At 36.2% G+C, this 11,724-nt stretch carries 11 protein-coding genes; all 11 read right to left on the reverse strand.

Annotated elements, in window-relative coordinates:
• Positions 1–97: 97 nt before the first annotated feature.
• Complete coding sequence (locus H740_RS07225; protein WP_002952832.1) at positions 98–781, reverse strand: acylneuraminate cytidylyltransferase family protein; 684 nt, start codon at positions 779–781, stop codon at positions 98–100.
• The gene (locus H740_RS07230; protein WP_002952834.1) at positions 778–1,836 is read right to left on the reverse strand and encodes an N-acetylneuraminate synthase family protein; all 1,059 of its coding nucleotides are present in this window, start codon (positions 1,834–1,836) and stop codon (positions 778–780) included. Before H740_RS07230 ends, H740_RS07225 begins: the two co-directional genes overlap by 4 nt.
• 1 nt (position 1,837) lies before the next feature.
• Positions 1,838–2,740: a glycosyltransferase family protein gene (locus tag H740_RS07235; protein WP_002952835.1), complete on the reverse strand. Its 903-nt coding sequence runs from the start codon at positions 2,738–2,740 to the stop codon at positions 1,838–1,840.
• The gene (locus H740_RS07240; RefSeq protein WP_002952836.1) at positions 2,737–3,396 is read right to left on the reverse strand and encodes a PIG-L deacetylase family protein; all 660 of its coding nucleotides are present in this window, start codon (positions 3,394–3,396) and stop codon (positions 2,737–2,739) included. The genes H740_RS07235 and H740_RS07240 overlap by 4 nt, the downstream gene beginning before the upstream one ends.
• Entirely contained in the window at positions 3,396–4,601 is a 1,206-nt protein-coding gene (locus H740_RS11535) for a GNAT family N-acetyltransferase (protein ID WP_002952837.1), read from the reverse strand. The genes H740_RS07240 and H740_RS11535 overlap by 1 nt, the downstream gene beginning before the upstream one ends.
• Positions 4,602–4,853: 252 nt before the next feature.
• On the reverse strand, positions 4,854–5,480 hold the full coding sequence (locus tag H740_RS07250) for a NeuD/PglB/VioB family sugar acetyltransferase (RefSeq protein WP_002952838.1): 627 nt from the start codon (positions 5,478–5,480) through the stop codon (positions 4,854–4,856).
• On the reverse strand, positions 5,477–6,613 hold the full coding sequence (locus H740_RS07255) for a LegC family aminotransferase (RefSeq protein WP_002952839.1): 1,137 nt from the start codon (positions 6,611–6,613) through the stop codon (positions 5,477–5,479). Before H740_RS07255 ends, H740_RS07250 begins: the two co-directional genes overlap by 4 nt.
• 1 nt (position 6,614) lies before the next feature.
• On the reverse strand, positions 6,615–7,694 hold the full coding sequence (locus H740_RS07260) for a UDP-N-acetylglucosamine 4,6-dehydratase (protein WP_269430644.1): 1,080 nt from the start codon (positions 7,692–7,694) through the stop codon (positions 6,615–6,617).
• 104 nt (positions 7,695–7,798) lie between these two features.
• Entirely contained in the window at positions 7,799–8,995 is a 1,197-nt protein-coding gene (wecC, locus tag H740_RS07265; RefSeq protein ID WP_002952841.1) for a UDP-N-acetyl-D-mannosamine dehydrogenase, read from the reverse strand.
• A complete protein-coding gene (gene wecB, locus H740_RS07270; RefSeq protein WP_002952843.1) occupies positions 8,995–10,137 on the reverse strand; it encodes a non-hydrolyzing UDP-N-acetylglucosamine 2-epimerase in 1,143 nt (380 codons plus the stop codon). The genes wecC and wecB overlap by 1 nt, the downstream gene beginning before the upstream one ends.
• A 224-nt stretch (positions 10,138–10,361) precedes the next feature.
• A partial coding sequence (gene groL / locus H740_RS07275; protein ID WP_002952845.1) for a chaperonin GroEL occupies positions 10,362–11,724 on the reverse strand: 1,363 nt, incomplete at its 5' end.

Genomic DNA, 11,724 nt, shown 5'->3' on the forward strand with positions numbered 1-11,724 from the left:
CTATAGAATAAAGGTAATAATAAAATTTGGTACGTATGCGCAAAAACTACCAATGTAGCAAAAAATCCCCTAAAATAATTTAGATTCTCTTCATACATTAATAATCTTTTTCCTCTAGCAATAAAAATTCTATATACTTAAAATCCTCCAATGTGTCCACATCTATAGATCGATTCCTTGGCATTATATAGGCATATGAATTATCACTATAGTATTTTTTTTGTTTTATCAAACCATAGTCAAAAACAAATACTGCACCATTTGGAAAATAACTTTTTCTAATTTCTTGACGATTTAAAAGATTTTCATTAAAAATATTTTCAAATTTTCCATCCTTTGTGATATATTTATGCCACTCCACAGGATGGTATTCTTCAGTATAGCTAATCACACTATCTGCATTTTTATCCTCAAAAAGTTTAATCGCACCATCTATATCTTCTACCGTTCTCAACGGAGATGTGGGCTGGAGCACTACAAAATTTTTAATATCATAACCAAAACATTCGTTTAATCTATCGATTGTATATATATAATTATCGATAGCCTTTGCATGATCACCAGATAAATACTCTGGCCTTAGGAAATAGCTTTTTGCTCCATATTTTATAGCAACATCTTCTATTTCCCTAGAGTCCGTAGAAATTATAACTTCGCTAATATTTTTTGATTTTAAAGCCTCTTCTATAGTATACGCAATCATGGGCTTACCGAGTAAATCTTTGATGTTTTTACCTGGCAACCCTTTTGAGCCGCCCCTTGCTGGAACTATGGCTATCATATAAAATCACTTTCAAATATGGTTTTGTCCTTTTTTATATCCTTGGTAAGTTTTTTCCCTATAAAAAATATTACTTCATCGGGAGATATTCCTGTTCCGGGTCTCTTATAGACAAAATCCTCTTTTGTCAACACATGCCCTCTTTTTAAATCATACCTGGCAACCATGCTTCTTCTAAATTTTTTTCTTTTTTCTTTTTCGTCTTCTGATAAGATTTTATACTTACTTCCCAGAGATCTAAATACTTTATTTCCTTCCCTGCAAATAATCCTTAAATCATTTTCGTCTGCCGAAACCCTATGATCCCATCCTGGCATATTCTTATCTAATGTAAAGTGCTTTTCTATTATTTTGCAACCTTTTGCTATTGCCGCAATCGGCAGCGAAAAGCCAAGCGAGTGATCGGAGTAACCTATTTCGCAATCATATATTTGCTTTAGGGTATCTATAAAATTTAAATTTACAATTTCATCTCTCGGAGGATATATTGAAACACAGTGTAGTATTGAAAAATTTGTATACTTTTGTTGCATAAAAAGGTTATAAATTTTATCTATATCTTGCAGTGTTGCCATTCCGGTAGAAATAATTATTGGCAAACTTACATTAATGCACGCCTCTATTATTTCTAAATTGTTTGCATCCATTGACGATATTTTTACAAAATCACTTTTTATACTTGATAAGAATTTAACGCCATCGTTATCCACGGGGGTACATCCAAAATCTATACCTATTTCATCACAATAATTTTTAAAAACCAATAATTGCTTTTCGTCGTTTGTAAATGCATTAATTTGATCTCTTATATTGGTTAATCCAAGCTCTTTATCTTCCCATTTATCAACATTTTCTAGTTTAACACTACCGGAATCCAATTCATCCAAATAGTCATTTGTAAATAAATTATCTTTTGTAAAATATTGAAATTTTACAGCATCTGCGCCACAATCTTTTGCAGCTTTTATCATTTTTATACCCACATCAGTATCCCCGTTATGGTTACATCCTATTTCGGCTATTATATACGGCCTATTTAGTTCTTTTATTATCATATTATATTCCTAACTCCTTTTTTGTTTTAATATTTTCCCACCAACAAAACTTACTTGTATCAAATTTTGTATTAATCAAATTAATGTACTCGCTAATTCCGATATTTTGAATATACCTTTTTAGCTCAACCATATCGTAATATAAATTCGCAAATATTTCATGATACTCAATTAAGGCATAATAATGTGCCAATTTTACATCTATTCCCTTATATAGTTTTTCCTCGTTTAGTTTAAAATCGAATCCTACAAATGAATTTTTATGTTGTCTATAATTTGCATACGTATTATATAGCGCAACCCCCTTGAAGCCACTTAATAAAACCATCGTGGCAATATACCAATCAAGCGCCTTGATTTCTTTTGGAAATTTTAAATTACTATAATCAAACTGTTTTAGGTTAAGAGCCATACTCCCGAGTCCTACAAAATTAAATTCTAAAATATCTTTATAACTAACCACCTCTTTAGGTATATCTCTTGTTGTAAAAAAACTTTCTTTGCTAGTCTTTTTTAAATTCTGATCCACAATATAAAAATCATTAAAAGCAAATGCATATCCATTAATATTTTTCATAATCTCTTCAACTCTATTAAGGGCAACATTTTCGTCAAAATCAGAAAGAACTAAAATATCAAAATTTAATTCGCATGCTAAATCAATTTGTTTTTTTCTTAGCTCTATTGGAGTATGCTCGTTAAATTTTCGAATAAACACATCTTTGCCACCCGTATTATATTTAGAAAGATACATCTCAACCTTTTCAGGCTCTACATTATCTAAAATTAAAAGCAGGTCAAAAGCTTGATTTGTTTGATTAAATACAGATGTCAAATAATCTTTTATAAATAAATCAAAATCATCACAAGGATACACAACTGTACTATATAAAACTCTCGTCATTGTATCTCTTTTAGGAGTATAAAACTTTCTGCATATTCGCATCCGGCAGTAGCCCCTCTTAAAGTCGCCAAAGATCTCAAATTTCTTTCACTTCTTGGAAAAGGGTGCTCCGCAACTTCGCTTTTAAATGTTTTCATAATTTCTATTTTTTTTTCAAAGTATTTAGTAATATCTACAAATACATTCGGAATAAAACCATCTTCCTTGGTGCTTGGGGCAAATTCAGTTTCACTTAAAGTCTCCATCATATATATTTTTTTAATAAATGGATACCTGAAAGACTTTGTACAACTATAGGCCGCTTCAAATATTTTCCTATGATCGCTATGCACGTCATTTTTAAATGGAAGATATATTACGCTAGGTTTAACATTGCAAATGATGCTTGATATTTTATAAATTAGTTCACTCATGGAGTACTCATCGACTCTCATGGTTTTTAAATCAAGATTATAAATCACTTCAAAACCATAAAGCTGCCCAACGATTTTTATTTCTTCTTGTCTTGTCTCATAATAATTATGGGTTTTATCAAGATTCGTACAAATAAGCCAATATAACTCATCACCATTGGCCTTGTGTTTAAGCAATGTTCCACCGCAACCCAATGTTTCATCATCTGGATGGACAGCCACAATTAAGACTTTATTATTCATTAAAATACATCCGACATTAAAAGATCTTTTTTGAATACTATATTGCTTAAAGAATCGTCCAAGATTTTATGCCCAAAACAATATTCGTTCCTGCGGTTTGCTGGTAAACAAATTTTAGTATCTATTAGGATATTATATCTTTTGCCTTTATCCAACTGCACAAAATCACCATCAGCAAATACCACATCATATTCATCATTAAATTTTTTAAGTATATTCTTGCCATTATAAAAATAATTTTGCAATGGTTTAGATAATCGCCATTCCAAATTTTTCTTATCATCTATATCGAAATAAGCAAAGTTGTCTTTTTTGTGATTTAAATTCATAAGCTGCCCATAATCCAAATTCGCTATACATAGATTTTCATCAAGTACCCACCCTAGCCTCTTTTTAAATCCGGGGGCAGATTTCTTATTTGGGAAACCATAAACCAGTTTATAGCCAAGCTCACGCGCCCTAGTATATACTTCACTGGATTGATCTATAAAAACACTATACTTTCTATAAGAAACATCAACCATAGTTGTCATAGACAACATGGCTTTAATTTGTTCATTTTTATATTTAAAAGCAGTTGGAATAACAGCATAATGCCCAATCAACCTTTCTTTATCAAAATACAAAGAAACAATGGGATTGCCATTAGGATTATCTATATACGCCCAACTCCAAAGCCCCTCATCCATCTCCCTATCAAAACTGCTTTTAAAAAGTGCAAAAATTTGCTCCTTAAATTTTAAAAGTTCATTTTTATCGTTTATTAAAATTTTTCTAAACGTCATAGGAATATAAATTTCAGCTTCACCATCAGTAACTATACTGCCATTAACCATACATACTGTTTTAAATTTTACTCTTCTGCTATTTAAGTCTATGTTTACAACTTCAATACTAGCAACAACTGTATCATTTATATATACTGGTTTTTTAAAATTTAACGATTGGTGAGTATATACACACCCCTCCCCAGGAATTTTGGTGCCAAAAATAGCCGAAAAAAAAGAAGCAGTAAACATGCCGTGCGCTATTCTATTTTTAAATCTCGACTGTCTAGCGTAGTTTTCATTTAAATGCACCGGATTTCTATCTCCGCTAATACCTGCAAACGCTTTGATGTCGGCATCTGTAATAGTTTGAGAATAGCTAGCTTTCATACCGATTTTAATCTCTTCAATTGGGATTGAATTTAAAAAAATAGACACTTAGCCTCTCCTCTCAATATTCTATTTTGCAAATTTAATGGCTGGACTTTCAATATAACCTCTCCAGTTTCAATACTTTTTATTATAAGCAGACCAAATATTGCTACAAATTTAATGATCTATTTGACAAACAATCACGCTAGTTGCAATATATATGTATACTATGTGTCTCATCAAATTCTCATCACATTTAACAAATAGATAAAAGCTGCATCACTTCCAAATAAAATCATATATAATTTTATTACTGAATTATTGCTGTATAAATCTTTTTACTATCATGTTACTCGACAGGCTTTTCATCACACTAACACCTCCTCCTATTATACAATTTTCACCTATTTCGATATTTTCTTTACTTATTGCATTACTTCCAAAGAACGTATTTTCTTTTACCACTACTCCGCCGTTTATCACGCTTGCGGTTGAAATATGGCAATTATCGCCCACAATACTGTCATGTTCTATTAGTGCTTTCGTATTAATTATGCAATTTTTTCCCACCTCAGCATTTGAATTTACAAGCGCATGATGAAAAACCACGCTTCCTTCTCCTATCTTAGAATATATTGATACATAAGCCAAAGGAGATATAATGGCAGGCATATTAAAACCTATTTTTTTTGCTTTCTCAAAAAGACTTACTCTCAAGGCGTTTGATTTTATATGCCCCACAGAGACAACTGCATTTTTGCAAATTTTAAAAACTTCGCTCAAATCATCATCACAGCCGATAATTTGATAGTCTAAAACTTTTTTACCGATATTTTCTTTTGTGTCAATAATGCCTATTATCTCGTATTTGTTTTCTTGCTCCACCACGTCTATCACACTTTTACAGTGTCCGCCGCCGCCGATTAGAATTATCTTTTCTTTCATAATATCACCGAACTAGGTATATTAACGACTCTTTGCTCTAAAAATTTTGCATTTTCCAAATTTGTCTTCTGACAATTTCTATACATATCAAGCTCGTTCATCAACCGCCAAATCGGCCTTGTCATCACGCCGCTTTTATTTGAAAATTCCAAAAACTCATCCCTTTGCCTAACGTCATCAAAAATAATAGTTTGCAACCAGTAATTTGATTTTGCATTTTTTAGCTCTTCTACAAATTTTATATTTCTATTCGCAAAGAATTCTTTATATTTGTCAGCCAAATCTCTTTTTGATATTAAAAATTTATCGAGCTGCTCAAGCTGAGCTACAAGCAAAGCGGCGTTCAAATTTGGAAGACGATAGTTATATGCCGCTTCATCATGCACGTATTCGTAAGCATGAGGTATTTTGGCGGTGGTGGTAATGTGCTTTGCTCTTTTTGCTAAATTTTCATCATCGGTTACTATTGCTCCGCCGCCTCCGCTCGTAACTATTTTGTTACCATTAAAAGAAAAAGCTCCAACTTTTCCAAAAGTTCCAGTATGTTTACCCTTGTAATAACTGCCAAGACTCTCTGCCGCATCCTCTACTAATACTATATGCCACGCATCGCAAATTTCTTTTATTTCATCTATTTTGCAAGGATGGCCGAAAGTGTGCATCGGAACACAAGCTTTAACCTGTCTGCCCGTAGTCTTATTTATGCACTTACTGTCTATGATTTCGCAATTTCCCTCTAGAAAATTTTTCAAAGCTTGCGGACTAAGCCCCATAGTATCCAAATCCACATCCACAAACACAGGCTTTGCGCCTATATATGATATTGCATTGCAAGTCGCTACAAACGTAATCGGCTGAGTTATAACCTCATCGTCTTTTTTTGCGCCCGCCAAGATCAAGGATACGTGAAGTGCGGCAGTGCCGTTTACGGTAGCTACGGCATATTTGCTACCGACTATTTTTGCAAAATCCTTCTCAAATCTATCCACATACCGCCCTACGCTTGATACAAAAGTAGAGTCTATGCAGTCATTTAAATATTTCTTTTCGTTGCCTATAAATCTAGGCTCGTGAAGCGGTATAAATTTGTTGGCATTAAATGTTTTTCTTATAAAATCTATTATATCTTGCATACTACATCTTTCCATCTAGGTATTTACCAGTATCTTTGTATCCAAAGTCAGGGATTAGCTTAAAAAATTCTCTTACTATATCATCTTTTGTCCAATATAAATTCTGTTTATACTTTTTAATAGTTGCTTCGAAATTATTTAAAAGATCTTCGTCGTATAACGGGTCGTTTTTTATGATGCCGATACTTTCAAATTTATCCATATCTAAAATTTCTTTATTGGTAAAAAACTCTTCAAAATCCTTCTCGCCGGTCGTATCGCTAGCAGTAAATAAGCATGGATACTTACCTATTTTAGGTAAGGTCTTGGCCAGCTCTCTTGCCTCGTCTTCGTCCTTGCACAAGTACGACTCATATCCTAAATTTCCCAAATATTTAATGGCTATCTCTGAAAAAGTTATGAGATGCAAATTCTCGCTTAACTTCGGAAAGAAAATATCTCTATTTTCCCCAAATATACAAGACATTAGACAAAGCTCTCCACTTTCTTGCGGTGTTACGAAATATCTTTTCACGTCATTTGGCGCCACAATAGGCTGACCTTTTTCAATCCTTTTATTAAACCCATGAAGTAGCGATCCGTCACTAAAGGCTACATTGGCAAATCTTGCCATAGAGACATCGATTTGTTTTGATTTTCTCATCACAAACATCTCCATGATTCTCTTACTTGCGCCCATCATATTTACCGGATTTGCAGCCTTGTCCGTACTTACGCAAAAATACTTTTTCGTACCGTTTTCTATTGCCTGCATTAACGTCTTATCGGTATTAAAAATATTTGTTTCGCACATACGCATAAGAGTAAATGGGTCTTTTTCGCTTCTTACGTGTTTTAAGGCTGATAAATTTAATATGTAATCATATTTTCCATCAGATTTTATAAAAGCGTCGTATTCATCGCTTCCGATATCAAGAGCAAATGTTTTAAAATCACCGTCTATATACCCAAAACTACTCCTAATATCTCTAACCAATTCAACCATGTTATTTTCAGAAATATCAACAACGTGAAGTTTTCTAGGATTTCTTTTAAATATTTCTTTTGTTACGGCTTGACCGATACTGCCTGCTCCGCCTATAACTAGAAAGGCAGAATTTGAAACTTTTTTTTACAATTCATTTTCAAATTTTTTAATATCGGCATAGAAAAGCTCGTTTGTGCGCCCTATTAAATTTAAAATGCTCATTGCTTAAAAACTCCGCAAAAATCCAAAACCTCTTTTTCTATTTTTAGCCCTTTAAATTCTTTATGTCCGACCAAAAATACAATAACATCTGAAATTTCAATAGCCTTTTTGCAATCCGCTATCTCAAAATCCTTGTGAGCCTTGATATTGGGCTCTACGGCGATCACATCGACGTCGTCTGCGATTAGGCGCTTAGTTATATTTAGCGCAGGCGACTCCCGCAAATCGTCGATGTCGGGTTTAAAAGCAAGCCCCATGCATGCTACTTTTGGCTTTCTACTATTTTTTAATTCAAATTTCAAAGCGGCATTTTTTATCTTTTCTATAGCCCATTCGCTTTTGTGTGTATTTACTTGCCTAGCTGTTTTTATAAGCTTTGCGTCATTGCCGCCCGCATGGACGATAAACCATGGATCGACGGCTATACAGTGTCCTCCCACGCCAGCGCCTGGATTTAAAATATTAACTCGCGGATGGCGATTTGCTAGCCGTATGAGCTCCCAGACGTTAATGTCAAATTTGTCGCATAAAATGCTGAGCTCGTTTGCAAATGCTATATTTACGTCGCGGAAAGAATTTTCCGTGAGCTTTGCCATCTCTGCAGTCTTTGCGTCAGTTTTTAAAATTTCACCCTCGACAAATGTTTTATAAAACTCCGCCGTTTTCTCCGCTGCCTCCTTGCTAAGGCCGCCAACAATCCTATCATTTTGCACAAGCTCTTTCATTATCTTGCCCGGCAAAACTCTTTCCGGACAGTGAGCTATATAAATTTTACTCGTATCTACGCCGTTTTCTTTGAGGATTTTTTCCACCATCTCCGTCGTGCCCACAGGAGACGTGGATTCTAAAATTACTATATTTTCATCTTTTACGTACGGCGCTATTGATGCCGTAGCGCTTGAGACATAGTCCAAATTTGGCACAAAGCCGTCGCGAAACGGAGTCGGAACGGCTATAATGAAAATATCAGCAAAATCAGGCTTTGTGTCCGCTATTAAATTTCCGCTATTTATAGCGCCTTTTACAAAAACGTCAAGCTCTGGTTCAACGATATGGATCTTGCCTTGATTTATCGTGTCTACAGTACTCTGCACAACATCCACTCCGTGCACTTTGTAGCCTTTACTTGCCAAAAGCGCGGCCGTTGGCAGGCCTATATACCCAAGCCCGATCACGCAAACTTTTTGCCTCATTATCGCTCCGATCTTAAATTTTTTACAAATTCTACTATTTTAGCGCAGGCATCTCCATCCCCATACGGACTTCGTGCCTGAGACATTTCTTGGTAAATTCTACCATTATCAAGCAAAATTTGAGCTTGCGATACTATATTTTCCCTATCAACACCAACAAGTCTAACTGATCCAGACTCGATAGCTTCAGGCCTTTCGGTAGTATTTCTCATTACAAGCACGGGCTTGCCTAGACTAGGCGCTTCCTCTTGTATGCCACCGCTATCGGTGATAATAAAATATGATTTACTCATCAAATATACGAACTCATCGTACTCAAGCGGCGAAATAAGATGGACATTTTTTATATTTGACAAAATATTTTTTACAGGCTCTTGCACATTTGGATTAAGGTGCACGGGATAAACTATATCAATGTCCGGATTTTTAGCGGCTAAACATTTTAAGGCCTCACAGATATTTATAAAGCCTGCGCCAAAATTTTCTCTCCTGTGTCCGGTTACAAGTATGATTTTTCTACTAAAATCTAAATCAAATTTTGACTTAAGAGAATCCAAAATTTTATCTTTTAAATTTACGTTTTGCTCGATAGTTTTGAGTAGTAAAAACAGGGCATCGATGACAGTATTTCCTGTTACCAAGATATTTTCTAGGTGCTTATTTTCTTTTATGAGATTTTCTTTTGAAAAATTTGTAGGAGCAAAGTGATAGTTTGCGATGATGCCGACTATTTGCCTATTTATCTCCTCGGGAAACGGCGAATAGATATCTCCAGTCCTAAGCCCTGCCTCCACGTGAGCTACTCTAATCTGCTTATAAAAGGCAGCTAAAGACGTAATGCCAGCAGTCGTAGTATCTCCGTGAACAAAGACGATATCGGGCTTAAATTCATCCAAAACATCTCGCATTTTTAGCAAAATCCTAGACGTCAAATCATATAGATCCTGCCCCGCCTGCATGATATCCAAATCATAATCAGGCGCTATTTCAAACAGCTCAAGCACCTGGTCGAGCATTTGTCTGTGCTGAGCAGTAACGCAGACTTTGACATCAAATTTCTGACATTTTTTAAACTCTTTTATCAAAGGAGCCATCTTGATGGCTTCCGGACGAGTGCCAAAAACGATAAGTATTTTTTTCATAGTATCCAAAGAATAACCAATCCTACAATTAAATTTTCAGAAGTAAAAATATTCTTCTATAGCTAAGACCTAAATTGTTTTACTAAAAAAATTTTGATATTTTATAAAATTTTCAATTAAATACAAATTAGTCTCAAGTAGTTTTATTGTATGAGCTTAGTTAGATAGCAAGAAATAAAAGAAAAACCTGCGGAAAGCCGAAGCTCTCCGCAGATAAAGGCGTATTACATCATTCCGCCCATGCCACCCATTCCGCTCATATCAGGCATCGCAGGCATTGGCTTGTCCTCTTTTAGCTCGCTTATGGTAGCTTCCGTAGTTAGGAGCAGGCTCGCCACGCTGACCGCATTTTGAAGAGCCACGCGCTCGACCTTGACCGGGTCGATGATACCGGCTTTAAACATATCCACATACTCGCCCGTAGCTGCGTTAAAACCATAGTTGTCGTCTTTGCTAACGCTTACAGAGTTTGCTACTACGCCCGCATCAAAGCCCGCGTTTTCAGCGATTTGGCGAAGCGGAGCGGTTAGCGCGCGTCTTACGATATCAGCGCCTATAGCTTCGTCGCCGCTTAGTTTTAGATCCACTTTCGCGCTTGCTTTAATAAACGCAGCGCCGCCGCCGATTACTATACCCTCTTCTACGGCCGCTTTAGTTGCGCTTAGAGCGTCGTCCACGCGGTCTTTTTTCTCCTTCATCTCTGTCTCGGTAGCAGCGCCAACCTTGATGACCGCTACGCCGCCGCTTAGCTTAGCTAGGCGCTCTTGGAGTTTTTCTTTGTCATAGTCGCTTGTGGTTTCTGCGATTTGAGCTTTTATTTGGATGATTCTAGCGTCGATTGCCGATTTCTCGCCTGCGCCGTTTACGATAGTAGTATTATCTTTGTCGATGATGACGCTTGAAGCTTGACCTAGATCGCTTAGGGTCGCGCTTTCTAGCGTTCTGCCTAGCTCTTCGCTCACTACTTCGCCGCCGGTTAATATCGCGATATCCTCAAGCATAGCTTTTCTGCGATCGCCAAAGCCAGGAGCCTTAACCGCAGAGATATTTAGTACACCGCGAAGCTTGTTTACTACTAGCGTCGCAAGCGCCTCACCCTCGATATCTTCAGCGATGATTAGTAGCGGCTTGCCCGTTTTTTGGATCTGCTCAAGCACAGGCAACAAGTCTTTTAAATTTGTAATCTTCTTATCAAATAGCAAGATAAACGGATTGCTTAGCTCGACCTGCATCTTTTCGGCGTTTGTGATGAAGTATGGGCTTAGATATCCACGGTCAAACTGCATACCCTCTACCACGTTTAGCTCGTCGTGGATGGATTTTGCTTCCTCTACGGTGATGACGCCGTCTTTACCGACTTTTTCCATCGCGTCAGCAATCAGTCCGCCGATAGCAGAGTCTGAGTTTGCCGAGATAGTCGCCACTTGCGCGATCTCTTTTTTATCGGTTACCTTGCGAGATAAGCTTTTTAGCTCGGCGATTATGGCTGCGGCCTCTTTATCCATACCGCGTTTTACCTCGACCGGATTTGCGCCTGCGGTGATATTTCTTAAGCCTTCTTTAAAGATGGGGTGCGCTAAAACCGTA

Origin of the sequence: Campylobacter showae CC57C, assembly GCF_000344295.2 — a bacterium.
Lineage (GTDB): Bacteria > Campylobacterota > Campylobacteria > Campylobacterales > Campylobacteraceae > Campylobacter_A > Campylobacter_A showae_B.